The sequence below is a fragment of the Arthrobacter sp. DMZ02-1R genome, assembly GCF_057747935.1.
In genome coordinates this window covers 1,841,539-1,866,750 of record NZ_CM173230.1, presented here as the reverse complement: position 1 = coordinate 1,866,750, position 25,212 = coordinate 1,841,539, and the positions used below count along the sequence as shown (strand labels likewise).

Genomic DNA, 25,212 nt, shown 5'->3' with positions numbered 1-25,212 from the left:
CCAAGTCTACCGGACGGCTCGCGGAGGATGCGTCCGTCTAACGGCTCCGTCCTACGCGGCTGCGGCGTCGACGATTCGCACGCTGGAGCCGTTTCGGCCCTTGATCACCTGAAGCTGGGTGCTGATTCTCTGCTTCATTTCGGCAACGTGGCTGACGAGTCCGACTACCCTGCCGCCGTCGCGCAATCCTTCCAGCGCGTCCATCACCTGTTCCAGGGACTGCTCGTCGAGGCTCCCGAAGCCCTCATCCACGAACAAGGTCTCGATATCTACGCCGCCGGCCTCTTGCTGGACAACATCCGCGAGCCCCAGGGCCAAGGCGAGCGAGGCCATGAAGGATTCCCCGCCGGAAAGCGTGGCGGTGTCCCGCCGCTGTCCCGTCCATTCATCCACGACTTCCAGGCCTAGCCCGGATTTCGCGCCCCGGGCTGCCTTGGCGTCCGTGTGCTGCAGGGTGTAGCGGCCGTCGCTCATGGCAACAAGGCGCTCTGACGCCGCCGCTGCGACTTGTTCGAGCCGCGCAGCCAGAACATAGCTGTTGAGGCTCATTCTGTAGCCGTTGTCGCCCGACCCCCTAGCAGTTTCGGCGAGTTCGCTGAGCACCCGGGCGCGTTCGAGGGGCTCCCGTCCCGAGGCCGACGCTGCTTCATACTGGGCACGGATCGTTGCCAAGCTCGCCAGGGTCCGGGCGGCGAGCCCCGCAGCAAGGGCAAGACGGCGCGCCGCTTCTTCCGCTTGACCGGCTTCCTCTTCGAGGGCGGCCAACTCGACGGCGGCCAAAGGCACCTCGCCGATTCGGGCTTCCTTGGCAGCGAGCACAAGGTCCTCGGACTCAAAAAGCTCCGCGAGACGGGCGCTTTCGGTCTCGAAATCTCTGATGGCTTCGTCAAAGCGTGCGGCGTGCTGTTCGTCGAGGATGTCTCGCCGGGCATCCTCAGCTGTCTCGAAATGGTTTGCCGACAGGGCACGTTCCAAGGCCGCCGATGCATCGTCCAAGGCCTCCCGGGCGCCTTCCAACTGGGCGCCCGCGGTGACAGCGGACTGGAGGAGTTCGCGTTGCCTGGTCAAAGCCTCGATCCTGCCACGGAGCGACTCGAAGCCGTCACGAAGCCCGGAAAGCAAGGTGTCCAGGGACTGGCGTTGTTCGCTAAGCAGGATTAGGGCCGACTTCTCCTGGGCCGCAACCGTGTCATCCCGGAGTTGCTCTTCTTCCACGCGGGCAATCCGCTCCATCACACGGGCGAGGCTTTCTTTGCCTCGCTTGAGTCCGTCGACGGCGAGCCGTGCTGAGGCGAGCGCGTCTTTGGCCAAGGCCTCGGTGGAATCAGCTTCGTTAGAATCGATGCCTCCGCCTTGGGCCGCGAGCACTGCAACCTCCTGCTCAACGGACGCGAGCTCGGCCGACGCCTGGAGCAGCTCGTGATCGCTCTCGTCATATCGTTCGTGGGCGGATTGCTCTTCCTCGACAAGGGCCAAGGCCGTCAATCCGGTTGACGCTGGCGAAGGGTGCTCGGAGCTTCCGCAGACAGGGCATGCGTCACCATCGTGCAGCTTTGCTGCGAGCTCTGCGGCGGCGTTTGCCAAGCGGGATTCGCGGAGATCCAACCAGAGTTGGCGGAGGTCCTGGGAAAGCGCGCGGGCCATCGCGTGCCGTTTTACCGCCGCGGAGAGGGATTCGAGGGCAGCTGCGTGACGAGCCACGGTCCTGACTGTGTTCTGTGCTGCCGCGGCTTCGCTTTCGCGCAGGGGCAGTTCCAAGGCTGCCGCTTCCAGTGGGCCCAGGCCGGTTTCCAAGGAGGCTGCCTCCGCGCGAAGCGCCACCAAGCTTAGTGACCTTGATTCCTTGGCGGTATCCCGATGCTTTGCCGCAGCATTGAGTCCGACAATCCGGCCCGCAACGTGGTCGAGCTTTTGCTCGTCCTCAACCCGGGCTTCCAGGACGGCCGTGGTTTCCCGAATCCTTGCCAGGGCCGCGGCCGGATCGCTTGCGTCCAGGGAGGCCGCAAGGAGTTTGGCCCTAGCCGAATCGGCCTTCGAGGCCGCCAGGTCCAATGCCTTCGCAGCACGGTCTACGGCGTCGAGCTGGCCGCCGAGAACGGCAGCCTTCCGGTGACGCCCAAGACGGTCGCGGAATTCCTGGACTTCGGCCGCGCGTGCGGAGAGCGCTTCGTGCCGGCGCGTGGCGGCGTCAAGCTTCGCGTGCCGTTGCACCCGTTCCCGGGCAGAGTTGAGCATATCTGCCAACTGAAGCGTGGCGGCGTCGGCGGAGCTGGCAGACTGTTGCCGCTCCCGCGATTCGGCCCGCGCCCGTGCCTCCAGGTGCCCGAGCCTGAGTTCGGGCGTGGCCACGGCGGAACCGACCTCATGGACATCCAGCTCCACTGAATCTTCAATGCCTAGCTGCGCGAACTCCGATTCGGCGCGCTGATGGAGCAAGTGAAGACCGTTCTGGTTGCCTTCCACTTCTGCGCGCGCGGCATTTGCCTGGAGCGCCAACTGTTGCTCGATGGCTTCAAAACGCTGGGTGCCGAAGAGCTTCTGCAGCAGGTCGAGCCGGTCGGAAGCCTTGGAGCGTAGGAAGGCCGCGAAGTCTCCCTGCGGGAGCATGACCACCCTGGTGAACTGCTCCCGATCCATCCCGAGGACATCACCGATTTCCGCACCGGCTTCGTCGTTGCGGGAACTCTTCTCTTCCCAAGAACCATTGACCCGTTCGCGCAGGAGGGTCTTGGCCTGCTGGGTGGTGAAGCCTTTGCGTCCGCGGGCGCTGGGCCTGTCCCACGCCGGGGAGCGGGTGACTTCGAAGCGCCTCCCGCGCGCCGAGAATTCGCAGACAACGCGGGGCTCTGCAGCCGGTTCCGCGTGGTCGCTCCGCAAGCGTTTGCCGTCTTGGCGGGCGCCGGGCACCGAACCGTACAAGGCAAAGCAAATGGCGTCGAGCACGCTCGTCTTTCCGGCGCCTGTAGCACCATTCAAGAGGAACAGACCCTGGGCTCCCAGCTGATCGAAGTCGATCGACTGAACCCCCGCAAACGGACCGAAAGCCTCGATCTCAAGGCGGTGGATTCTCACAGCTCCGCTCCTTCCAGCCGGACGGCTTCCAAGGCTTCACGAAGCGCGGAAAGTTCAGTTTCGTCAGCGGGCCTCCCGCGCACATGGTCAAGGAAACCACAGCAAACGCCGAGATCGTCCTCGGCTTCGGCAAGCCTGCTGCTGTAGCTGGCCTTGGCTCTGCCCTCGGCGTCCTCCGGGTCAAAGCCCAACACCAGTGTGTCCGGGAAACGGGTACGCAACTGTTCCATGGCCTGCGCCGGCCGTGCGGAGTCCGTGAGGGTGATCTGGCAGTAGGCGGATTCGGCCCAGTTGTGTTCCTCGGACTCCAAGAGCCCGGCGAGCTTCCCCCTGAGAATCGCCAGCTCCCGCGGTGCCTTCCACAAGATTTCCTCGACGCTCTTCACGCCGTCCACTCCGACGTCAATCAGCCAGGCACCCTTCCGATGCTTGGCTTCGGAGAACGAGTAGGCAAGTGGAGAACCCGAGTACCGGACGTGCTCGGAAAGTTCCTGCCGCCCGTGGAGATGGCCCAAGGCCGTGTAGCCAAAGCCATCGAAGAGATCGAGTGGCACTGCTCCCAAACCGCCGATGCTCAGATCGCGTTCGCTGTCCGAGGTAATGCCTCCACTCGCGAACGTGTGTGCCAGCACCACGGAATGCACGGGTCCCGTCTCGCTTCGCCGGGAGATGTCCTTGTGAATCAGCTGCACCGCTGCCTGGGTGACGTCAAAATGACTCGCCGTTTGGGTGCTGAGCCGTTCGGCAACGAGCCTCGGTTCAAGATAGGGAATGCCGTAGACGGCCAGCACCGGGGCCCCCGGATTGGCTTTGCCGGCGCCGCTCCCGTCAAGTGCGAACAAGACCGGGGAATCCAAGTCCTCCACGCGTGTCCTCAAATGGACTCCCCCGCGCTCCAGCAGGCGTGAGGCGAACCCGAGGCGGATCGCGGAATCATGGTTGCCGCTGGTCAGCACCACCTTGGCCCCGGCGTCTGTGATCCGAACCAGGGCGTCGTCGAGAAGCTTCACAACATCCAGGCCGGGAAGGGCACGGTCGTAAACGTCACCGGCAATCAGCACGACATCGACCGATTGATCGCGGACAACTGCCAGCAATTGCTCAATGAAGTTGCGCTGGGCATCCAGCATCCCGACGCCATGGAATGAGCGGCCCAGGTGCCAATCCGAAGTGTGAAGAAGCTTCATGTTTTCACGCTAACGGGAGGCACAGACATTTTTGGCGCGGCACGGCGGCATCGGGAATATCGGGGCCTTCCGGGCAACTAATTCCGGTCTCAGTCCCGCTTGCCGTCGAAGAAATCACGGGCGGGGTCGACGTCGGGCTTCACTTCTGCCGCAGGCGCAGCGGGCGCAGCAGCGGGTGAAACCTCTGCCGGGCCCTTCGGGGCGGCGGCGTCCGCGTCGTCGTCGGACTCTTCGTCCCATTCGCCGGACTGCGCCGGTTCTTCAATCTCCGCGACGACCGCCGGAGCGGACTCACCGAAGCCGCGGAAGATGAGACCCGCGATCGCTGCCCCCACCAAGGGCGCCACCCAGAAGAGCCAGAGCTGCTCCAGCGCCCAGCCGGAACTGAAAACTGCGGATGCGGTGGCACGGGCCGGGTTGAAGGCAAGGTTTCCGGTGGATTGGCCCAGCTGCAGCAGGACTGCGACGGTCAGGCCGACGGCGAACGGTGCGGCAACCTTGCTGGGGTTCCGCCGGGCGGTGACCCCCAGGAAGACCCCCACCAGGATCGCTGCGCCGAGTACCTCGATGAGCATCACGCCGGTCAGCGGAACCTGGAAGCTGGAATGCGCACCGAACCCCGAGGTCGCGGTGTCAAAGACGTTACGGCTGTCGGTGATTCCGGGAACAGTCCGCACGACGGCGAAGATCGCCAGTGCGCCCAGCAAACCACCCACAAGCTGGGCTCCCAGGTAGGCGGCTCCATCCACGAGCTTCGTGCGGCCCGCGATCACGTGGCCAACGGTGACTGCCGGATTGAAATGCCCACCTGACAAGTAGCCGAAGGCAAGCATGGCAGCGGTAACGGCGAGGCCGCTGGCCAGCGATGCCGGCATCGGAACCGCCTGGGGATTGATGAAGATGAGCACACCCAAGCCAATAACCACAAGGAACAACGTCCCCAGAGCTTCAGCGGACGCCCGGGCGATGAGCCCGGTACCGCGGGAGGAGGGAACGGACACAGTTGTGGTCATGTCGGATGATTCCTTAGTTCGAAGTTCGGGTGGCGTGTTGCGGAGGCGCACGGCAACAGCTAGCTACGCAGCAGATCGCGCGCTGTGCCCTGCAGCATCCTGTCAGCCGAGTCTGGACGCTACCTGAATCCGAGCCTAGTCGCCAAGTGCGATCGCGGCGACAGCCGCGCAACCCAGTGCGATGATGGACCCCGCGCTTGCCAGCATGAGGACGGCCGACGCTTCGTCCGCGCCCTGGTGGAGCTGACGGGACCTTACCCAAACAACGCTGCCCAGAGCAATCGTCGCAGCGGCGGCCGTCAAAGCGCAGATTCCTTGGTAGTCGAGCCCGGGTATTCCAGTGGGCAGTTGCCCCGCACCCGACTTGGCCGACAGCCACCTGCGCCAGATAAAGAGATCCACAACCAGAAGCGAAATAAGGGTCCGGCGCCAGGCGAGCGTGGTGCGCTCCGGCTGCAGCCCTGAATCCCTGGCCTCGACGCTCAACGCGCCACCAGGATCAACACAGCAAACGTGAAGGCTGCCACGGCAACCACGATGGTCATCAGCATCATGACCCGTGAGAACGGCAACGCTTGGTCGTTGCGCATGGCGGCCTCCATCTGCGCCCAACGTCGGTAGGCAAGCGTCGCGAGACCAGCGCCAATAATTGAAAGCACGACGCACAGGACAATGCGCACCGGCTGTGGTGCGATGTTCGGAGCAAGCTGATCGATCGCGACGGCGCCCGCCAGGAGCGCCAAGGAAGTGCGAATCCAGGCTAGGAAGGTCCGCTCATTTGCGAGGGAGAATCTGTAGTCCGGCGTCTTTCCGGTTTTCCGCCACGCGGGTTCACGCATCACTGCCTCCTGGTTCAGGAGCCACCGTATCAGTGGGCATGTGAAGTCCGGCGAAGCAGCCGCGGTAAATTACCACTATGAGTGCTGAACCGCCCCCCTCCGCCGTGCCATCCTTCGAGTCCCGGGTCCTCGGCTGCCTGCTGGGAGGGGCCCTGGGCGATTCGCTCGGATACGCGGTGGAATTCGACGACATGGACACCATCCGCTCCCGCTACGGCGCGGCAGGCCTCACCTCGTTCGGACAGCTCGACGGCGGCACCCACTTTTCGGACGACACCCAGATGACGCTGTACACCGTGGACGGCCTCGTGGACGCGCTTGAGTGGGCCAACGACGGCGTAGCAGCCGATGAAACGGCGTGCCTCTGGCTTGCGTATCTTCGCTGGCTCGCCACGCAGGACGTGGCCTTGCCGGCATCGGCCCCCGTTCCCCAACCGCGTTGGATTGACAGCCAGGAAGTGCTCCGGCACCGCAGGCATCCGGGCAAAGCGTGCCTGAGCGGACTCGCCACGGGCCAGATGGGGACAAAATTTCGCCCTGTCAATCCGGAATCGAAGGGTTGCGGCACGGTGATGCGATCCGCTCCATTTGGCTTGGTCCCGCATATTTCCGAAGCCACGGTCTACAAGCTGAGCACTGACGCCGCGTCGCTGACCCACGGGCACCCTTCGGCACGGCAGAGTGCCGGCGCCTTCAGCGTGCTGGTGCACAAACTGGCCACGGGCTTGGATGTACGGACTGCGGCTGAACATGCCTTGAGTGTGGTGGCGGCATTGCCGGATCCAGCCCCTGAACTGTTGGACCGTCTCCGCCAAGCGCTGGAACTATCCTCCACCGGAACCGTGCTCAGCCCCGAAGAACTCACGGCGCAACTGGGCGAAGGCTGGGTCGCGGAGGAGGCACTCGCCGTCGGGCTCTATGCCGTGTTGGCGACCGCCACGGCGGACGAGGCACAGCTCGATCCGGCCGCTCATTTCCGTCAGGCGGTGGCCGTCGCGCTGAACCACAGCGGTGACAGTGACTCCACCGCTTCAATTGCGGGCAATATCCTGGGGGCATTCCACGGTGAGGCCGCCCTGCCGTCGGACTGGCTTGAAGCCCTTGAGGCGCCGGAAGTCATCCGCGCGATGGCACAACAGTTGATCGCCGTCACGGTCGGCTAGGAAAAGGTCGGCTAGGAAAAGCTAGTTCAGGCCTGGCGAAGTGCGATGTTATTGCAGGCTTCGCAAACTTCCTCGGGAATGAGGCCACGCTTCAGCAGGAAACCGAAAATGGCGCAGCCAAGGCAGAATCCCACAAACGACTCAAGGGACGCCGCAACAATCAACAGGGCCAGCAGGATCCACGCCCCCAGCGCGAAACCGGCGAAGAAGAGAACCACGGCAGCGCTACTCAGCACGGCGCCGATTCCTTGTGCGAAGCGCTTGGGCGGACCCGGAACAAGCTTGGCAGGACCGACCCGGGGTGCCAGGACCTTAACGGACAACAAGGCAAACGGCGAGATCCTGGGCCCGAACAGCACCCGCAACCAGAAACCGGCCGCAATCAGCACGAGCCCCCAGCCAAAACCGGTGAGGAGCGTAAGCACCGCAGCCAAAACCACAAGGCCCGCAGTGATCCTCGCGGCGTACTCATTGACAGGATTGGGAAAAGCGAAGACGGCCCGCCACCCAATGGCCGCCGGAGCCGGCGTCCCTGCGGTGAACCGTGCGGTGTCAGCCTTCTTTCCCTGTGTCATGGCTCAAGGCTAGGAGTGCGGGCACGCAACGGGAAGCTTTGTTGCTCCGTGTGAATATTGATGCTGCTAGCTTCCGCCGACCATCTGCAGGAACTCTCCCTCGGAAAGCACCTCGATCTGTTGGCCGCGGCCATGCAACTCCAGGACCCGCTTGGCTTTCCCCGTGAGGCGACCGTTCCGGAGATCGCCTGCCACGAAGCCGTCACCGACCACCAGGACCGTGGTCCTTCCGGTGACGCGGCTCTCGGGGCGTGCGCCCATCTCCGCGGCCCGCTGTTTCGCCTCCGGCCGGGCAATGGCAAGTTCACCGGTGAAAACTACAGTCTGGCCGAACAGCGGGTGTCCCGGTTCCGCTGCAGGGTTGGGCACCGGATTGGTGCCCTCTTCCGGCCAGTTGCTCCAGGCTCGCCCAAGTTGGCCGGCGCCATTCCCGACGCCGGAGCGGCCAGAAGGTTGCGACACGGCCCCGACGGCCGCGAGCGCAGCCAGGGTTTGCTTGGACAGGCCGTCTCCCGGCTGGAAGGCCTGCTGTTTTGGCAAGGCCAGGCCGAGGGACAAGTAGAGCTCGGCAATACTGTTCGCATCGTTTCTGCGTGCAATATCGACCAGGATCCCCGCGCAGGCCCGGGCGTCCTCGGCGGCATCGTGATGATTCACGAGGGGCACGCCGGCCTCTTCCGCGGCGTAGGGCAGGGAATTGGAAACCAGGGAATAACAGCGCCTGGACAACATCACGGTGCAAACGTATTCGTAGGCCGGGCCAGGCAGCCCGGACACTTCAAGCCCGGAACGGATGACGCCGAGATCGAAGGCTGCATTGTGGGCGGCCAAAATATCGCCGCCGATGAAAGCCCCGATTTCGGGAAAGACTTCCCCAAAGCGTGGAGCGCCGGCGACGTCCTCGGCCCGGATGCCGTGGATTCGTGTGTTGTGGTACTCGAAGTGGTCGTGGTTTTCTGGTGGGCGCATGAGCCAGGAGGCTTCCTCCACCACTACTCCGCCGCGGACCTTGCTGAGGCCGACCGAGCACGGCGAGCCCCTGAAGCCGTTCGCAGTTTCAAAGTCGATCGCCGTAAAGTCCAATGCCACTGGTCAAGGTTACAGGGGAAAGAGCCGCCCAGCGCCTCGGTCATGTGGAAGGCCGGTGTCCTGGGGCCCTCAGCTCCCGCGGTCCGGCCGGGTATCCGCCCCGGCGGCTGGCCATGACGATTGCGAGGGCTGCCGCCGTCGGGACGGCTGCGGCTAGCGGCACCCACAGGGCGCCGGCAGTAGTCAGGGCCAAAGCGCCGTACCCGGCGCCGACGGCGATGCCCAGTTGAATGGTAACCACCGTCAAGCCGTTCGCGGCGTCCTTGTGTTCTCCGCCAGCGCGGAGGATCGCAGCCTGATTGTAAATACCGACAGCCCCGAACGCAGCTCCCCACACGGTCACCAGCACGAGTTCACCGCCCCATGTGCCGCCCATTACTGGCAACAGGCCGAAGGCGACCACAAGCAAAGCGACCGCTGAAAGCAGGGAGCGCCGCGGATAGGAATCGGCAGTGAGACCGGCGATCCAGATCCCCACGAGGCTGGCAGCCCCCACTACGGACAGGGAGATGCTGGTGAAGGCATCCGGAAGGCCTGAGCCGTGGAGGAACGGGGCGATATAGGTGAAGAGGGTGAAGTGGCCCAGGAGCAAGAGGGGCCAGGCCGTGGCCACCGCGATCACGCCGGGCAGCTTCAGGGCTCCGCGGAGGGTCGGCCTGGTATTGCCGTCCACGTCGGGGGCGGCCGGGAGCACCCACACCGCCAGCAAGGCGAGGACCGCACCGACTCCGGCCAGGACGAGGAACGAGGCACGCCAGCTGAGCACCGAGCCCATGAGTGTGCCGATCGGAGCGCCGACCGCAAGCGCGATGCTGTTACCGCTGAAGACCATGGCCATTGCTTTTCCGACAGAGTGCGCTGGAACGATCCTGGCAACGTAAGGGGCCATGCTTGACCACAGCATCCCGTGGGCCACACCGCCGAGGAGCCTCGCGGCAACTGCCAAGCCCAGGCTGGGGCTGGAGGCCAACAGCACGTTGCTCAGTGCGAACGCGAGTACGGTGGCGATCAACAATGGCTTGCGCGGGACTCGTCCGCCTAGCAGCCTCGACAAGGGAAGCGCAGTGAAGACAATGACTGCCGCATAGGCGGCCGTGAGGGAGCCCACAGCTGATTCCACCACCCCGAGGTCCCTGCTGATCTGGGGCAGCAGTCCGGACGGAAGGAGTTCGGTGGTGACGGCTGTGAAACCTGCCGCGGCGAGGATCAGAAGTCCACCCCACGGGAACCTCGGGGCTCGGAACGATCCTTCAGATGTGGCCTGTTGCGAAGCGGGCTGCATCGACGCAGGTGTCATGGTGTCCTCAGGCGTCGCTGTAGGCGAGGTTGCTGGAGAGGTCACGGTGGGCCTCGGCCTGAGCCCGGAGAGCTTTGGCCCGCTGCTCGAAGACACCCACTGCGTCCGACCCTGCGGCGAACCGGAGTGGAGGATCCTCCAACTCGGCCAGTCGGATCAGGGCATCCGCGAGTTTGGCCGGGTCTCCGCCTTGCTGTCCATCCATGCTCTTCCATGAAGTGACGGTCTGTTCGGTGCGTTCGCCGTAGTCCTTGATGGTGGATTCGGCGTAGCTCGTGGATTCCGGGGTGAGGAGTTCGGTGCGGAAAAACCCCGGTTCTATGAGCATGGTGCGGATCCCGAAGGGTGCGATTTCGGGGGCCAGGGACTCGGCCCAGCCTTCGACACCGAACTTGGACGCGGCGTAGGCGGTCAGGAACTCCCCGCCGACGATCCCGGCGGTCGAGGAGATCGTGATTACCAGGCCCGAGCGCTGGGCCCGCAGGACCGGCAGCGCGGCGCGGGTAACGTTCATGGGCCCGAACATGGTGGTTTCGATCTGTGCCCGGAAGTCTTCCGGGGTGATTTCCTCGAAGAACCCGGCGTAAAAGTTGCCGGCATTGTTCACGAGCACGTCGATCCGGCCGAAGCGGTCGACGGCGGCCTGGACGGCCGCTTCCGCGGCGGCGGGGTCGGTGACGTCAAGCTTGACGGCCAGCAGGTCCTCGTTCTCGCCAACGGCCTGGGCGACCTTTTCGGGGTTGCGGCCGGTGGCGACGACCGCGTGGCCGGCGGCCAGAGCCGCCTTCGCGATGTCGGTCCCCATGCCGCGGCCCGCTCCGGTGACGAACCAGACCTGCTTCGCGATCCTGCTTTCCGTTGGTCCTGCTTTGTAATTCTGCTCACTCATGGTTTTGTCTTTCCTGGGTTGGGTGTCCCTGGCCGCGAATGGGAAGGCAGGCCTGGGGAGGTGGATCCACCGGCAGGGGTGCCGGCGGTAGTTGTTCCGGGAGGCGATGCCGCCCAGCTGGCAAGGAACGCCAGCGCGTTCTCGGACGCGGAGCCAGGTTCCGCGGTGAAGGTGAACAGGGTTTGACCCTCGTCGCCGGGAAGGTCCAGTGTCTCGAACTGCAGGGACAAGTCCCCGGCGAGAGGGTGGTGGAAGCGTTTGGTGCCCGAGGTGTGGATCCGTACGTCATGTCCGGCCCACAGGGCGGCGAACAGTGCGCTGCGCGTGGTCAGCTCCCCGACCAGCTCGTTCAGCGCCCGGTCGTCGGGGTTCCGCCCCGATTCCAGGCGCAGCATCGCGACCGTGGTCGCGGCGATCGCGCGCCAATCAGGGTAGAAGTCACCCGCGCCCGGATCGAGGAAGAGATAGCGCGCCTGGTTCGGCAGCCGGGCGAGTGTCCCCGGTCCCGACTGTTCGGCGGGGTTGAGCTGTTCGGCGAAACTGAACACCGGCCCGTACAGCGCCCGGCCCAACAGGTTAGCGGCCAAGACGTCCGAACGGCCGTTCTGCACGATGGCGACCGCTCCGGTCATCCCATCAAGCAGACGCTGCACCCCGGGACGGACCCTTTGCCGCGGTGGCCGGCGTGCCGCCCGCGGCGACGGGGCGTTGGCCGTCCTTGCCAGATCCATCAGGTACGCCCGCTCAGCCTCGTCCAACTGAAGGGCCGCTGACACGGCCTCGAGCACGGCGTCGGAGACGCCGCGAATACTGCCGCGTTCCAGGCGGGTGTAGTAGTCCGTGCTGACCCCGGCCAGCTGCGCCACTTCCTCACGGCGCAGGCCGGGAACACGGCGCAACTCCCCATACACGGGGATGCCGGCCTGCTCCGGGCTGATCTTCGCTCGACGCGATATCAGGAAGTCACGGATGTCGTCTCTTCTGTCCACATCCACCACGCTACGCACGCCGGGCGGCTGGTGGCAGTGTCTCTCAGACACCCCCAAGCGGATGTCTCAAGGCCCGACGGCGGTTGTCCCGTACCCTTGAAGGGTGACCCTTTCTGCGATGAACGACTTTGCCGTGTCCGCTTGGGGGGGCGCAGGACAGGTGCAGCCGCACATGTCCGCGCTCCTCCCCGACTGGTTGAACCCCCAGGTCTTCCTGGCCAACCCCGCTTTGGCGCCGTGGGTAGTCCTGGTTGTCTGCGGAATTGTGTTCGCAGAAACGGGGCTCCTGGTGGGCTTCTTCCTCCCTGGCGATTCCATGCTCTTCACTGCGGGCTTGCTCGTGGCCACGGACACCATCAAGTTCAATATCTGGGCACTTGCTGCCCTGATCATTGTGTCGGCGATCATCGGCAACCAGAGCGGCTACCTCATTGGCTCCAAGGCCGGACCTGCCATTTTCAACAAGCCTGATTCCAAGCTGTTCAAGCGGGAGAATGTAGAAAGCGCACACGCCTTCTTCGAAAAGCACGGCGGCAAGGCCTTGATCCTGGCCCGCTTCGTCCCGATCATCCGCACCTTCGTCCCGGTGATCGTCGGCGTCGCGCAAATGGACAAGCGCAAGTTCTTCATCTTCAACGTCATCGGCGCCGTGCTCTGGGGCGGCGGCGTCACGCTGCTCGGATATCTTCTGGGCGACAAGGTGCCGTGGGTCCGGGACAACCTCGACATCATCTTTGTGGTCATCGTGCTGATCTCAGTGGTCCCCGTCGCAATCGAGGTCATCCGCGGCTTCATGGCGAAGCGCAAGGCCACCGAACGTGGAACAGAACCCGTCGAGGAGTTCACCGAAGAACACGAAGCCGGCAAGCGCAGCGAATAGCTGAGCCGGCCCCATCAAGTCGAATGGCACCCTGCGGTAGCGGGGTGCCATTCGCGTTTCTAGCGAAGGGCGTCCACGATGGCCGGAAGCAGCGCCCGGAACGCCTTGCCACGGTGGCTGATGGCGTTCTTTTCCTCGGAACTCAGCTCGGCGCAGCTGCGGTCCAAGCCCTGCGGCTGCAGCACGGGGTCGTAGCCGAATCCACCCGCACCGCGGGGTTCACGCAAGAGGGTGCCTTCCAACTGGCCGTATTCGACCACCTCCCGCCCACCGCCGTCGACGGCGTCGGGTACAGCGAGTGCCGCCGCGCAGACAAACGCCGCTCCACGGTGCGCGTCGGGGACGTCGGACAATTGCGCCAGCAAGAGCTGGAGATTGGCTGCATCGTCACCATGCCGGCCGGACCAACGGGCCGAGAAGATGCCGGGAGCTCCACCCAGCACGTCCACGGCGAGCCCGGAATCATCGGCAATCGCCACCAGTCCGGTGGCTTCAGCTACGGCCCGTGCCTTGAGCAGGGAGTTCTCGGCAAAAGTTACCCCGGTCTCTGCAATGTCGGGTGCTCCGGCCGCGGCCGCGTCAATCACTTGGGTATCGACGTCGAGCCCTGGGACCTGCCCCCTGAGGAGTTCCCTGAGCTCGCGCAGCTTGCCCTTGTTGTGGGTGGCGAGAACGAGTCGCGGAACAGCTGAGGCCATCGCCTCGCTCACGGGGCCTCGGCCAGGGTCTCGCGCTGGATCGCCGCCAGCTCGCCCGTGCCAATGAGGGCAAGGTCCAGCAGCGCATTCAGCTCATCGCGGTCAAACGGGGCTCCCTCGGCGGTTCCTTGGACCTCTACGAACTTCCCCGAGCCGGTGACCACTACGTTCATGTCGGTTTCGGCACGCACGTCCTCTACGTAGGGCAGGTCCAGCATGGGGATGCCGTCGATGATCCCTACAGAGACGGCAGCGATGGTGTCGATCAGCGGCTGCGCGTTCTTGGCGATCATCTTGTTCTCCCGGGCGAAGCGGATCGCTTCGGCGAGCGCCACGTAGGCGCCGGTGATCGCTGCGGTGCGGGTTCCGCCGTCGGCCTGGAGGACATCGCAGTCCAGCACGATCGTGTTCTCGCCTAGCGCCTTGGTGTCGATGATGGAACGCAGCGACCGGCCGATCAGGCGCGAAATCTCGTGCGTGCGTCCGCCGATCCTTCCCTTGACCGACTCACGGTCGGAACGGGTGTTCGTGGCCCGCGGAAGCATGGCATACTCGGCCGTGACCCAGCCGCGGCCTTCACCTTTGAGCCAGCGCGGCACACCTTCAGTCAGGGAAGCTGTGCACAGGACCCGGGTGTTGCCGAACTCGATCAGGGCCGAGCCTTCGGCCTGCTTGGACCAGCCGCGCGTAATGCTGATGGGACGGAGCTGGTCAGGCGTGCGGCCATCGGCTCGGATGACGGGGACAGATGTGGCTTCGGAAGTCATACTGCAAGCTTAGCGATCACACAGCCGCTGCTGGACTGCGGGTTCAGACGGTGTAGTGAACCCCGGCAACCGCGACGGCGACATCGCCGGCGAACTCGGGCCGCGCCTCTGCCATGACCTTGGTCTGCGACGTCCACACGGGAATGTGAGTCAGGAGGAGGCGTCGGGCTCCCGCGGCTGTGGCTGCCTGCCCCGCGCGCTTGCCGGTCAGGTGCACATCCTTGATGTCGTCGTCGCGGCCTTCTTCGAAGGCTGCCTCACACAGGAAGAGATCCGCGTTGCGGGCTGCATCCTCTAGTCCCTCGCACGAGTCGGTGTCTCCGGAGTACGTCAGGATCCTGGTGACGGGGCTTCCTTCCTTGCCCGGCTCCGTGACCTCTACGCGCAATGCATAGGCCTCTTCTACCGGATGGTTCACGGCATACGGCGTCACCGTGAACGGTCCGAGCTGCACGGACTGGCGTTCGCGCCAGTTGCTGAAGTCGAATTCTTCGTGCATTCCGGGGTCCAGTTCCAGCCCGTAGGCAGTGGCCATCCGGTCGGCCGTCGCGGCGGGCCCCCACACGGGGATCCTGTCCCGACCCCAACCGCCTGGCTTCCAGCGGACGGCCACGTGCAGTCCGCACAGGTCCATGCAGTGGTCCGGGTGCAAATGGGTCAGGAAGATCGCGTCGATGTCTTCGAGGTCCGTGTACCGCTGGATGGCCCCGAGCGCACCACTGCCTAGGTCCATGACGATCTTCCACTGGCGTTCGCCGTCTTGCGCGGTCAGCAGGTAGCACGACGCCGGAGAGCCTGGCCCGGGAAAGGAACCCGTGCAGCCAACAATGGTCAGTTTCACTGGATGCGGCCCCCGCGGGCCGCGCCGAATTCGTTTACGGTGAAGGCTGCAGGATCAACGAAGTTGGATGTCCTCGCATGGTGGCCTCCCGTGCGGGCGGCCTCCAGCATTTCCGGGGTGATGCGCGCGAGGCTTCCTGTCGGGTACTGCGCGGCTACATGGTCCACGTGGCGCACGGACAGGACCTCAGGGCCGAGGAAGCGGCGCGCCAGGGTTTCGAACTGGACAGCGTCGCCGGTCGCCATGAAGTCGTGGCGCGGCAGGCTGGCGTCGGTGCGCTGGATCCCGTGCGTGGCCAGGGCGCGGTACACGTCTTTGGCAGTCTCCTCGGCGCTGGACACAAGGGTGACGTCCTCCCCCATGACGTATGAGATCACTCCCGTCAGCAGCGGGTAGTGCGTGCAACCCAACACCACGGTGTCCACTCCGGCATCCCTGAGCGGTTCCAGGTACTCGTGGGCTGCGGCCAGGAGCTCGGGACCGGTGGTAATGCCGGCCTCCACGAAGCTCACGAATTCCGGACAGGCCACCGAGGTGATACTCAGGTCCGGGGCGGCGGCAAAGGTGTCCTCATAGGCCCGGGAGCCTACCGTGGCCGATGTCCCGATCACGCCTATCCGGCCAGATCGCGTAGCGGACACCGCCCGGCGGACCGCCGGTTGGATGACCTCAATGACGGGAATCCCGTAGCGGGCCGTGTACCGCTCCCTGGCATCGCGCAAGACTGCGGCCGAGGCTGAATTGCAGGCGATCGTCAGAAGCTTGACCCCGGAGTCCACGAGCTCGTCCATGACCCCGAGGGCGTTGGCCCGGACTTCGGCGATAGGAAGAGGCCCGTAAGGTCCGTTGGCAGTGTCCCCCACGTAAATGATGGACTCATTGGGCAATTGGTCGATGATCGACCGCGCCACAGTAAGCCCGCCCACTCCGGAATCGAAGACACCTATGGGGCGTGATCCCAGCAAAGTGTTGTCTGCCTTGTTGTTCACTGTTTCCGGCTTGCGCTGGGATTCCGGCGCCGGTGCGGCGCTCTCCCCACCCGATACCGTATCCGATGCTGAGTTCATGATTCTTAGAGAATAAGCCAAGGCATGTGCCGCAACCATGACTTGTGGCGGGGGCCTCGTGTCTGTTTTGTCACACGAAAGGCGGCGAGCACGTCCAATTTCATCTCAGGCTTTCCGGTCCATCGATGCCATCATGGCCTGCACCAGCGATTCCTGGAGCCAGGTAGTGAAGTTGTACACGAGGGCCAGATAGCTCTCTACGTCTTCGGCCTGGGACCAGTCCTGCATGGCGTGGACATGGTCGGCATCGGCTTCGTCGCGGATATCGAGGCGCTCGGCCAGCACTAGGCGGACGTCGTTGAGCGCCATGGACCAGAGCTTGGCCTCCTCCGGCGTGAGCACCAGCTCGTTGCGGTCCAGGCCCATCGCTGCGGCCCGAAGCGCACCGATTTTTCCTTCCCGCAGCGAGCGCTCGGTGAGCTGGCGGAACTCGAGGGAAGCGGCGTCGTCGTTCTTCATGACGTTTGGCAGCAGCCTGAGCAAGGCGCGATCGGACGGTTCCTTGACATTCATGTCCAGGCCGATCAGGGCCGTCAAGGGGTCTTCATTCTGGGACAGCTCCGGTTCCAGCATGGAAATGACATCGTCCAGAAGGCCGCGCAGGAGTTCACGCTCGGCGGGCTCAAGGTAGCCGGTAATCCCTTTGAGTCCGTACTTAAAAGCCTTAGCCACGTGCGCCACCCTTGCGTCCCCGGCCGTCGCCGCTGCTACTCGCCTTTTCAACCGTTGCCCACAAACCGTAGCCGTGCATGGCAACCGCGTGCTGCTCAACCTGTTCCTTGCCACCGTACGCTACGATCGAACGGCCCTTTCTATGGACCTCGAGCATGAGTTTGTTGGATTTCGCCTCGGAATAGCCGAAGTAGCTCTGGAACACGTAACTCACATAGCTCATGAGATTGACGGGATCGTTCCAGACCACGAGGTTCCAAGGGATGTCAGCAGCGCTGAGGACGTCGGTGGACGACTGCTCCGCGGTGTCCGTCCGTTCCTCTCCCTTTAAGCCTATGTCTGTGGCTGCGCAGGTGCCGGGGGCGACGGTAGTGGTCATCTGTCCATTCTAATGGCGATGGACGGGCCCACACCGGCGAGACCTGGGAGCCGGTGGGTGGGCCCACGCCGGCGAGGGGCCCGGGCCGAGCGAAGCGAGACCTGGGAGCCGGTGGGGACTAGAGTGAATTCGTGAGTAGATCCGTCGCCTGGGACCATCCCCGCACGTCGTTGTACACCGATCACTATGAGCTGACAATGCTGGAAGCTGCCCTGCATTCCGGGGCGGCGCACCGGCGCTCGGTCTTCGAGGCCTTCGCCCGCCGGCTGCCAGATGGGCGCCGCTACGGCATCGTCGCCGGCACCGGCAGGCTGCTCGAAGGAATCAAGGACTTCCGTTTCGGCGACGCCGAGCTCGCCTTCCTGGACCAGCACAAAGTGGTGGACAGGCAAACCCTGGACTTCCTGGCTGACTACAGGTTCTCCGGCGACATCTGGGGCTATCCCGAGGGCGAAGCATACTTTCCAGGCTCCCCCATCCTGATCGTCGAATCCACGTTCGCGGAAGCGTGCATCCTGGAAACCTACATCCTGTCCGTCCTCAACCACGACACCGCCATAGCTTCGGCCGCCTCCCGCATGACCAGTGCCGCCGGGAACCGGCCCTGCATCGAGATGGGCTCTCGGCGCACGCAGGAGGAATCCGCGACGGCGGCCGCACGGGCCGCGGTCATCGCCGGCTTTGGCAGCACATCCAACCTTGAGGCGGGCCGCCGTTACGGCATCAAGACCGTAGGCACCGCGGCCCACTCGTTCACGCTCCTGCACGATACCGAGCGCGAGGCCTTCGAAGCGCAGATCTCCGCGTTCGGACCGGAAACAACGCTTCTGGTAGACACCTACGACGTCGGGACCGGGGTTCGCACCGCCGTCGAACTCGCAGGTGACAAGCTGGGAGCGGTCCGCCTGGATTCCGGAGACCTCGTGGCCCAGGCACAATGGGTTCGCGAGCTTCTGGACAGTCTCGGCAACGTCAACACCAGGATCGTCGTCACCTCGGACCTCGATGAATACGCCATCGCCGCCCTCCAGTCGGCCCCGGTGGATGTGTACGGCGTGGGCACCTCCCTGGTCACCGGATCGGGAGCGCCGACGGCCAGCATGGTCTACAAGCTGGTCAGCCGCACCAACGATGCCGGGGAATTCGTCTCTGTCGCCAAGGTTGCCAAGAACAAGGCCAGCGTGGGCGGGCGCAAATACGCCCTCCGCAAACTTGACGAACACGGCATCGCAACGCACGAGATCGTAGGCACCGGACACCGGCCGGAAGACGACGGCAACGACCGCCCGCTGCTCCAGCAGTTCATCAAGAATGGTGAACTGCTCCCTGGGTGGACAGGGCACGAAGGGGTAGTCCGGGCACAGGACCGCCATGCAGCCACCATGGCTGAGCTCCCACCCGTGGTCCGGAGGCTGCAACGAGGCGAGCCGGCAATCCCCACCATCTACGAGGAGGACTGAATGTCCCGGGCCCTGATCATCGTCGACGTCCAGAACGACTTCTGCGAGGGCGGATCCCTTGCCGTGGAAGGTGGCGCTGCCACAGCCGCAGCCATCAGCGAATACCTCGATTCCAATCACCAGCATTTCGACCACATCGTGGCCACACAGGACTGGCACGTGGACCCGGGAAGCCATTTTTCGGACACGCCGGACCTGGTGGACAGTTGGCCTCCGCATTGCCGCGCCGGGAGCAAGGGTGCCGAGCTCCACCCGGACCTGGATGCCGAATATATCCAGGCCTATTTCCGCAAGGGACAGTACACTGCGGCGTACTCGGGGTTCGAAGGAGTCCTGGCACCCGAAGACGAGGTGCCCACCGGCGAGCTCGCGCCCGGCGCCGTCCCTACTGCCGAGCTTGACGAAGACGCGCTGGGCCTCGACGACTGGCTGCAAAGCCACGGAGTGGAAGAAGTGGTGGTAGTGGGAATAGCCACGGACTATTGCGTCAAAGCCACCGCTTTGGATGCCGTCCAGGCCGGCTACTCCGTGACAGTGATCGGCGAACTCACCGCCGGAATCGCGGAAGATCTTGGCGAGACCTACGCGGAACTCGAGGAAAACGGCGTCGAACTGGGACAGAGCTGAGGCCGCGAATCCCGGCCAAGCAGTCAAGCGGCTCTACTTCCGCCCGATGAACCAATCCTGAAGCTTGCGCAGCCGAGACTGCAATTGGTCTTCGTTCGCTTGGGCGACGGCCGGCCCGCCGCACACTTCGCGCAATTTGTTATGAACGACGCCGTGCGGAGTGCCTGTGCGGGCAGACCACGCCGCCACGTTCTTGGCAAGCTCGTTGCGCAAATCCATCAGCATCCGGTGGTCCGGAACCGCGGGTGCCGCTGCGGCCGCCAACGGCGACTGACGCTTCTTCCGGGACTGCTGATCGTGTTGCCGTTGCCTGAGCAAAGTTCCCACCTGTTCCGCATCAAGCAGCCCCGGAATCCCGAGGAAATCAAGTTCGTCCTCGGAACCGATATCTGCTCCGGTACCGAACTCGCCGCCGTCGAACAGCACGCGGTCAAAGGACGCCTGGGAATCGAGTGCTTCGAACTTGCCCTTTTCCAAGGAGTCCGACGCCTTCTCCTCGCGGTTGGCCTCGGCCATCAGATTCTCTTCGGGGTTGAAGAGACCGTCCGGATCTTCCTTCTCGGGCCGGTCCAAGGCATGGTCCCGCTCGGCCTCCATGGAGTTGGCGAGGGCCATGAGGGGCGGGACGGAGGGCAGGAACACCGACGCTGTCTCGCCGCGCTTGCGGGCACGGACGAAGCGGCCAACGGCCTGGGCGAAGAACAGCGGCGTGGACGTGGACGTGGCGTAGACGCCGACTGAAAGCCGGGGGACGTCAACGCCTTCGGACACCATGCGGACAGCCACCATCCAGCGCTTGTCGCTCTCGGTGAACTCCTCGATCTTGTGCGAAGCCTTGGAATCATCGGACAGAATCACCGTGGGCGACTGACCCGTGATCTTCTTGAGCTGGCCAGCGTACGCACGAGCGTCGTCGTGGTCCGTCGCAATGACGAGGCCTCCGGCGTCGGGCACGGTACGGCGCACCTCACTGAGGCGCTTGTCCGCGGCGGCAAGAACCGCAGGGATCCATTCGCCGCTTGCGTTCAGGGCGGTCCGCCAGGCCTGGGAGGTGATGTCCTTGGTCACGGCGGCCTCGCCGAGGGAAGCCGCGATTTCGTCGCCGGCGCTGGTACGCCATCGCATCTGGCCCGAATACGCCATGAACAGCACGGGGCGGACAACATGGTCCCTCAATGCGTTGCCGTAGCCGTAGGTGTAGTCCGCCTTCGATCGCCGGATGCCATCGCGGTCTTCGGCATATTCGACGAAAGGAATGGGCGAAGTATCCGAGCGGAACGGCGTACCCGTGAGGGCCAGGCGCCTCGCAGCGGGATCGAAGGCCTCCCGCAATCCGTCGCCCCAGGACAACGCCTCTCCACCGTGGTGGATTTCATCCAGGATGACCAGCGTGCGGGCGGCCTCGGTCTTGGCGCGGTGGAGCATCGGCTTGCTGGCTACCTGTGCATACGTCACCGCGACGCCGACAAAACCCCTGCCGTGCTGACCGTCGGAATTCTTGAAGTTCGGGTCGATGGCAATGCCCACCTTGGCAGCGGCATCCGCCCACTGGCGCTTCAAGTGGTCCGTGGGAGCAACGATCGTCACGCGGTTGACGGTTCCGTTGTCTATGAGCGTCGAAGCGATCCGGAGAGCGAAGGTGGTCTTACCGGCGCCCGGCGTGGCTACTGCGAGGAAGTCACGGGGGTTGGTGGTCAGATACAGATCCAGGGCTTCCTGCTGCCAGGCACGCAGTTTCGGGGCGGTTCCCCAGGCCGCGCGTTCCGGATAGGCCGGGGGCAGGGCAGGGCCGCCGAAAAGTGTTTCAGTCACGCGGATTCCACCCGCTTGGTGTCTGCCTGACTCGCGGCAATCAAGCCGCGGGCCACGCCACCAGGCGCAGTTCCAGGCAGGCCGCGGCACGAGGCAGCGACGATTCCAAGCAAGGCCGCTGTAGGCAGCGAAACCCAAATAACCACAAAAACACCAATCTTTCCGGATGCGCCGGATCACGCATGGCAGCAAACAGGCAGGACAAAACACTCCCCCGTCTGCTACTAGGAAATATCCAACTACTAGGGATTGCTCACTTCTGGGACTTGCTTACTACTTGGAGTCGCCCGAGCCGCTGCCCTTGTCTCCGCCGTCGTTACCGGGGCGAAGTCCGTCATAGATTTCTTTACACTCGGGGCAGACCGGGAACTTCTGCGGATCCCGGCCAGGAGTCCACACTTTGCCGCACAGCGCAATCACGGGTGCGCCTGTCAGGGCGGACTCCATGATCTTTTCCTTGCGGACATAGTGCGAGAAACGCTCCCGGTCACCGGGTTCCACCTCCTGGCGCACTTCCTCGCGCTCAATGGTTGCAGTGGAAGTTCCGGCTCCGGAAAGCTCGCGCATGGGATCGTTTTCGAATGGGTCCGGAGGCAGCGTCGTCATGCCATCCATCTTAGCCGTTGCAGCTACGCGATCAGATGCTCTGCCACTTCGGCTTGTTGTCGTACGTGTGCCGGTAGTAGTCGGCAAGCTTGAGCGAGGAAGCGGCAGCTTCATCAATCAGGATGGTGGCGTGCTGGTGCATCTGCAGCACCGATGCGGCGCAGATGGCTGCGACGGGCCCTTCCACAAAGTCCCGTACAGTTTGGGCTTTCTGCGCGCCGGTGGCAATCAGGACGACGTGCCGGGCATCCATGATGGTTCCGAGCCCCTGCGTGACCACGTGGTGCGGGACGTCGTCGATGCTCTTGAAGAAGCGGGCGTTGTCCTTGCGGGTCTGCTCGATCAGCGTCTTGATCCGGGTCCGCGAGGCGAGCGACGAGCCGGGCTCATTGAATCCGATGTGGCCATCGGTCCCCACACCGAGAATCTGCAGGTCAACGCCGCCGAGTGCCCGCATGGAGTCCTCATACGCCTGGCACGCTGCAGGAAGGTCTACTGCGGTGCCGTCGGGGCTATGGACGTTCGCGGGGTCGATGTTGACCCTGTCCGTGAATTCGCGCCGGATGACTTCACGGTACGATTCCGGATGTCCAGGCTCGAGCCCTACGTATTCGTCCAGGGCGAAAGCGTGGGCCTGGCTAAAGTCGAGGCCCCTTTCCTGGTGGCGGCGCGCAAGCTCGTCGTAGACAGGGAGCGGAGACGAGCCCGTGGCAAGGCCCAGGACAGCGTTCGGCTTTCGACGAAGCAGCGACTCGATGGCATCTGCAGCAAGTGCCCCGATCTGCTTGCTTCCCGGAAGGATGACAACTTCCATGGTCCACGACCTTTCTAGCTGAGTTTCCCGGTTCGACTGGTTCGACTGGTTCGACTTTTAGGTTATCCCATGTCCCATATCGTGTCATTGTCGCTGGAATCAACGGTGGACGCTAAGTTGAGCGAAGAGTTCCGGCCCGCGTGAGTCAAGCCAGCGGCCGCCGATCCGGATACCCGCCACGAAGAGAACAACTCCAAGAAGTGCCCCCATTGCAAGATTGATCCACCCCCACAACGGATCGCCCGTGACGGACTGGACAATCACGAGCACAAGTTCGGGAAAGAGCAGGACTAGCAGGACCGCCATTCCTCCGAACTGGACGGCCAGTGTCTGGGCAACGTTGCCTGGCGGCTTCTTGAACGGGCTGTCACCGGGCAACGGCACGCTTGACGTGTACCGCGCCGACACGATGGAAGACAACCCCAGGCCCGTAAACAATACGCCCAAGGAAAGTCCAAGAATACCGGGCAGCCAGTCCCAATCTCCCGTCAGGAAAAATGGCCCGACGGCGAAGATCAGCACCACGGGGAGCGCGAAGGCCAGGCAAGCCAGGGCCCGGCCAAGCCGGTCGTCGATGCCGCGGACCCCGGTGGCCAGATGCAAGGCAAACGCGGTGTTGTCGTACGAAACATCGGCGGCAATGGACCAGGCGAGGACAAAAGCAGTCAGGGGCCCGAGGACCATCAGCATGGAGTAGCCTCCGGACTGCCCGGACTGGAACAGGAATATCACGGGCAGCAACGGGATCACAGTCAGTGCGGCCGCATAGCGCGGATCACGGAGCCAGTAGGTGAGGGCGCGTGCCGCCACAGCGCCGGTAGGAGTTGCCGGCACAAATCCGAACAAGCCAAGTTTTCCGCCGCGTTTTCCTGATCCGCCCGAGTATCTCGGAGTAACCAGCGCCCGCTTGAGCAGTGCATTCCAACATGCAAACAGCGCGAGGAGAGTGGCCAACGAGATGAGCGTCTTTATGGCGGCGCCCACGACATCTCCCGATGCCAGATCCCCGCCGAGGGCCCAGGGAGCGCCGAGCGGAGTCCAGGAGACCGTCCGGGCGAGTTCGGGAAGATAGTCGGTCGAAGTGGACACTCCCCCGACTACGCCGGCCACGATGGGTCCCATCAAGACAAGGGGCACAAAGACCACAATGCTGCTCGCATCCTTGAAGCGACGGGAGGCAGCGAGGCTGGCTGTCGCCGTCGTTACCACTTTCGACAGCACCACACAGCTGCCGACGCCCAGCACGGCGCCCACCAGAGCACCGGCCACCGCCGGCACACTTCGCCACCATGTTGCAGCAGTGAACAAAGCCACCATCAGGGTGGACGAGCCCGGCAATCCGATGAATCCGGCGAGTGCAAGTCCGGTCAGCAGCTGGCGCATGGGGATCGCCGACGTCGTGAAGCGGGAAGGGTCAAGCGTCATATCCGCGGCCGAGGCCATCAGCGGCACCACAGCCCAAGCCAGAATCGCAGCAGCGCCGCCGAGGACGACGGCGGTATGTGCGGTCTCAGTGTCGGCCCACCGCAAGGCGACAAGGACTGCAATCAGGGTCGCCACGACTCCCAATGCGTAGAGCCCGCCGATCGCGATCCCCACGATCTGGCCGGGACTGCGCCGGAAGCCGTTCAGTAGGAGCCGCCATTTCAGGCTCAGAAGGTGCGCAACCATTCCAGGCCTTCCGTCCGGTTCCCGCCGCCCACCAACTGCACGAAGCGGTCCTCGAGCGTGGCGCCGTCGCGGACCTCATCCACGGTTCCGGCGGTCAGCACCCTGCCCGCCGCCACCACGGCCACGTGGTCGCACATGCGCTGCACCAGGTCCATGACGTGACTTGAGACGATCACGGTCCCTCCCGAGGACACATAATTGTCCAGGATCCGCCTGATGTTGGCTGCTGATATTGGATCCACCGATTCAAAGGGCTCGTCCAGCACCAACAGCCTTGGCGCATGGATGAGCGCCGAGGCCAGTGCGATCTTCTTTGTCATGCCGGCGGAATAGTCCACCACGAGGGTGCCCGCGTCGCCGCTGAGATCCAATGCTTCAAGCAGTTCGCCTACCCTCTGGGCAACAACTTCCCTGTCCATGCCGCGCAGCAGGCCCGCATAGGTGACCAGCTGTTCGCCGGTCAATCTGTCGAAGAGCCTCACACCGTCCGGCAATATGCCCATCAGTTTCTTGGCTTCCAGAGGCTTCGCCCATACGTCCAGGCCATGAATGAAGGCAGTTCCGAAATCCGGCCGAAGGAGCCCCGTTGCCATGGACAATGTGGTCGTCTTGCCCGCCCCGTTGGGACCAACCACTCCGTAGAAGGAGCCGGCGGGCACATCCAGGCTGATGCCGTCGACGGCGATCTTGCCGCCGAAGCGTTTGGCCAGCCCGCGAAGCGCCAAAGCGGGCACCGGGAGGGTGGGAGCGGAGTCGTGAACCTGGACACTCATGCAGCCAGCCTAGTCCCGGCAAGGCTCCCGGG

General features: G+C 64.2%; 25 protein-coding genes. 4 read left to right on the top strand and 21 right to left on the bottom strand.

What is annotated here, in order from left to right; translation table 11 throughout:
• Positions 1–51 precede the first annotated feature (51 nt).
• The 5 genes from AC3ANQ_RS09175 to AC3ANQ_RS09155 form a co-directional block, all read right to left on the bottom strand.
• On the bottom strand, positions 52–3,072 hold the full coding sequence (locus tag AC3ANQ_RS09175) for an AAA family ATPase (protein WP_488304795.1): 3,021 nt from the start codon (positions 3,070–3,072) through the stop codon (positions 52–54).
• Entirely contained in the window at positions 3,069–4,259 is a 1,191-nt protein-coding gene (locus AC3ANQ_RS09170) for an exonuclease SbcCD subunit D (RefSeq protein ID WP_488304794.1), read from the bottom strand. Before AC3ANQ_RS09170 ends, AC3ANQ_RS09175 begins: the two co-directional genes overlap by 4 nt.
• Before the next feature lie 89 nt (positions 4,260–4,348).
• Positions 4,349–5,272 carry an MIP/aquaporin family protein gene (locus tag AC3ANQ_RS09165; protein WP_488304793.1) on the bottom strand — a complete coding sequence of 308 codons (924 nt, stop codon included), beginning with the start codon at positions 5,270–5,272 and terminating at the stop codon, positions 4,349–4,351.
• 135 nt (positions 5,273–5,407) lie between these two features.
• Positions 5,408–5,758, bottom strand: coding sequence for a DUF202 domain-containing protein (locus tag AC3ANQ_RS09160; protein ID WP_488304792.1), 351 nt, complete (start codon positions 5,756–5,758; stop codon positions 5,408–5,410).
• Positions 5,755–6,111 carry a YidH family protein gene (locus tag AC3ANQ_RS09155; RefSeq protein ID WP_265977258.1) on the bottom strand — a complete coding sequence of 119 codons (357 nt, stop codon included), beginning with the start codon at positions 6,109–6,111 and terminating at the stop codon, positions 5,755–5,757. Before AC3ANQ_RS09155 ends, AC3ANQ_RS09160 begins: the two co-directional genes overlap by 4 nt.
• Before the next feature lie 77 nt (positions 6,112–6,188).
• Here AC3ANQ_RS09155 and AC3ANQ_RS09150 point away from each other — a divergent pair, with 77 nt between their 5' ends.
• Complete coding sequence (locus AC3ANQ_RS09150) at positions 6,189–7,274, top strand: ADP-ribosylglycohydrolase family protein (protein WP_488304791.1); 1,086 nt, start codon at positions 6,189–6,191, stop codon at positions 7,272–7,274.
• 26 nt (positions 7,275–7,300) lie between these two features.
• Here AC3ANQ_RS09150 and AC3ANQ_RS09145 read toward each other — a convergent pair whose 3' ends face one another.
• The 5 genes from AC3ANQ_RS09145 to AC3ANQ_RS09125 all read right to left on the bottom strand — a co-directional run bounded on the left by AC3ANQ_RS09145 (position 7,301) and on the right by AC3ANQ_RS09125 (position 12,113).
• A complete protein-coding gene (locus AC3ANQ_RS09145) occupies positions 7,301–7,849 on the bottom strand; it encodes a DUF4395 domain-containing protein (RefSeq protein ID WP_488304790.1) in 549 nt (182 codons plus the stop codon).
• A gap of 66 nt (positions 7,850–7,915) precedes the next feature.
• Entirely contained in the window at positions 7,916–8,938 is a 1,023-nt protein-coding gene (locus AC3ANQ_RS09140) for a 3'-5' exonuclease (protein WP_488304789.1), read from the bottom strand.
• A 40-nt stretch (positions 8,939–8,978) separates the two neighbouring features.
• Positions 8,979–10,220, bottom strand: a complete 1,242-nt coding sequence (locus tag AC3ANQ_RS09135) for an MFS transporter (RefSeq protein WP_488305288.1) — start codon at positions 10,218–10,220, stop codon at positions 8,979–8,981.
• A 22-nt stretch (positions 10,221–10,242) separates the two neighbouring features.
• Entirely contained in the window at positions 10,243–11,124 is an 882-nt protein-coding gene (locus AC3ANQ_RS09130; RefSeq protein ID WP_488304788.1) for an SDR family oxidoreductase, read from the bottom strand.
• Positions 11,121–12,113 (bottom strand): helix-turn-helix transcriptional regulator, encoded by a 993-nt coding sequence (locus AC3ANQ_RS09125; RefSeq protein WP_488304787.1) that lies wholly within the window; start codon positions 12,111–12,113, stop codon positions 11,121–11,123. The genes AC3ANQ_RS09130 and AC3ANQ_RS09125 overlap by 4 nt, the downstream gene beginning before the upstream one ends.
• A gap of 118 nt (positions 12,114–12,231) precedes the next feature.
• On the opposite strand from AC3ANQ_RS09125, the gene AC3ANQ_RS09120 reads away from it, so the two are divergent.
• Positions 12,232–12,993, top strand: coding sequence for a VTT domain-containing protein (locus AC3ANQ_RS09120; protein WP_488305287.1), 762 nt, complete (start codon positions 12,232–12,234; stop codon positions 12,991–12,993).
• 59 nt (positions 12,994–13,052) lie between these two features.
• On the opposite strand, the gene rdgB is transcribed toward AC3ANQ_RS09120, so the two are convergent.
• From rdgB to clpS, 6 genes are all read right to left on the bottom strand, one after another.
• A complete protein-coding gene (gene rdgB / locus AC3ANQ_RS09115) occupies positions 13,053–13,691 on the bottom strand; it encodes an RdgB/HAM1 family non-canonical purine NTP pyrophosphatase (RefSeq protein ID WP_488305286.1) in 639 nt (212 codons plus the stop codon).
• 8 nt (positions 13,692–13,699) lie between these two features.
• Positions 13,700–14,458, bottom strand: coding sequence for a ribonuclease PH (gene rph, locus AC3ANQ_RS09110; protein WP_078108499.1), 759 nt, complete (start codon positions 14,456–14,458; stop codon positions 13,700–13,702).
• Positions 14,459–14,501: 43 nt separating this feature from the next.
• Entirely contained in the window at positions 14,502–15,299 is a 798-nt protein-coding gene (locus AC3ANQ_RS09105; protein WP_488304786.1) for an MBL fold metallo-hydrolase, read from the bottom strand.
• Entirely contained in the window at positions 15,296–16,366 is a 1,071-nt protein-coding gene (gene murI, locus AC3ANQ_RS09100) for a glutamate racemase (protein WP_488304785.1), read from the bottom strand. The genes AC3ANQ_RS09105 and murI overlap by 4 nt, the downstream gene beginning before the upstream one ends.
• 105 nt (positions 16,367–16,471) lie before the next feature.
• Positions 16,472–17,038 carry a DUF2017 domain-containing protein gene (locus AC3ANQ_RS09095; RefSeq protein ID WP_268021253.1) on the bottom strand — a complete coding sequence of 189 codons (567 nt, stop codon included), beginning with the start codon at positions 17,036–17,038 and terminating at the stop codon, positions 16,472–16,474.
• Positions 17,031–17,417 (bottom strand): ATP-dependent Clp protease adapter ClpS, encoded by a 387-nt coding sequence (clpS, locus tag AC3ANQ_RS09090; RefSeq protein WP_488304784.1) that lies wholly within the window; start codon positions 17,415–17,417, stop codon positions 17,031–17,033. The genes AC3ANQ_RS09095 and clpS overlap by 8 nt, the downstream gene beginning before the upstream one ends.
• A gap of 131 nt (positions 17,418–17,548) precedes the next feature.
• Between clpS and AC3ANQ_RS09085 the strand changes: the two genes are divergently transcribed.
• The gene (locus AC3ANQ_RS09085) at positions 17,549–18,877 is read left to right on the top strand and encodes a nicotinate phosphoribosyltransferase (RefSeq protein ID WP_488304783.1); all 1,329 of its coding nucleotides are present in this window, start codon (positions 17,549–17,551) and stop codon (positions 18,875–18,877) included.
• Complete coding sequence (locus tag AC3ANQ_RS09080) at positions 18,878–19,504, top strand: isochorismatase family protein (RefSeq protein WP_488304782.1); 627 nt, start codon at positions 18,878–18,880, stop codon at positions 19,502–19,504.
• A 33-nt stretch (positions 19,505–19,537) separates the two neighbouring features.
• On the opposite strand, the gene AC3ANQ_RS09075 is transcribed toward AC3ANQ_RS09080, so the two are convergent.
• From AC3ANQ_RS09075 to AC3ANQ_RS09055, 5 genes are all read right to left on the bottom strand, one after another.
• Positions 19,538–21,316, bottom strand: coding sequence for a DEAD/DEAH box helicase (locus AC3ANQ_RS09075; RefSeq protein ID WP_488304781.1), 1,779 nt, complete (start codon positions 21,314–21,316; stop codon positions 19,538–19,540).
• A gap of 273 nt (positions 21,317–21,589) precedes the next feature.
• On the bottom strand, positions 21,590–21,931 hold the full coding sequence (locus AC3ANQ_RS09070; RefSeq protein ID WP_265977242.1) for a DUF3039 domain-containing protein: 342 nt from the start codon (positions 21,929–21,931) through the stop codon (positions 21,590–21,592).
• Positions 21,932–21,953: 22 nt separating this feature from the next.
• Complete coding sequence (gene nagB / locus AC3ANQ_RS09065) at positions 21,954–22,736, bottom strand: glucosamine-6-phosphate deaminase (RefSeq protein WP_488304780.1); 783 nt, start codon at positions 22,734–22,736, stop codon at positions 21,954–21,956.
• Positions 22,737–22,835: 99 nt separating this feature from the next.
• The gene (locus AC3ANQ_RS09060; RefSeq protein ID WP_488304779.1) at positions 22,836–24,407 is read right to left on the bottom strand and encodes an ABC transporter permease family protein; all 1,572 of its coding nucleotides are present in this window, start codon (positions 24,405–24,407) and stop codon (positions 22,836–22,838) included.
• Positions 24,389–25,180 (bottom strand): ABC transporter ATP-binding protein, encoded by a 792-nt coding sequence (locus tag AC3ANQ_RS09055; protein ID WP_488304778.1) that lies wholly within the window; start codon positions 25,178–25,180, stop codon positions 24,389–24,391. Before AC3ANQ_RS09055 ends, AC3ANQ_RS09060 begins: the two co-directional genes overlap by 19 nt.
• Between the last annotated feature and the right edge of the window lie 32 nt (positions 25,181–25,212).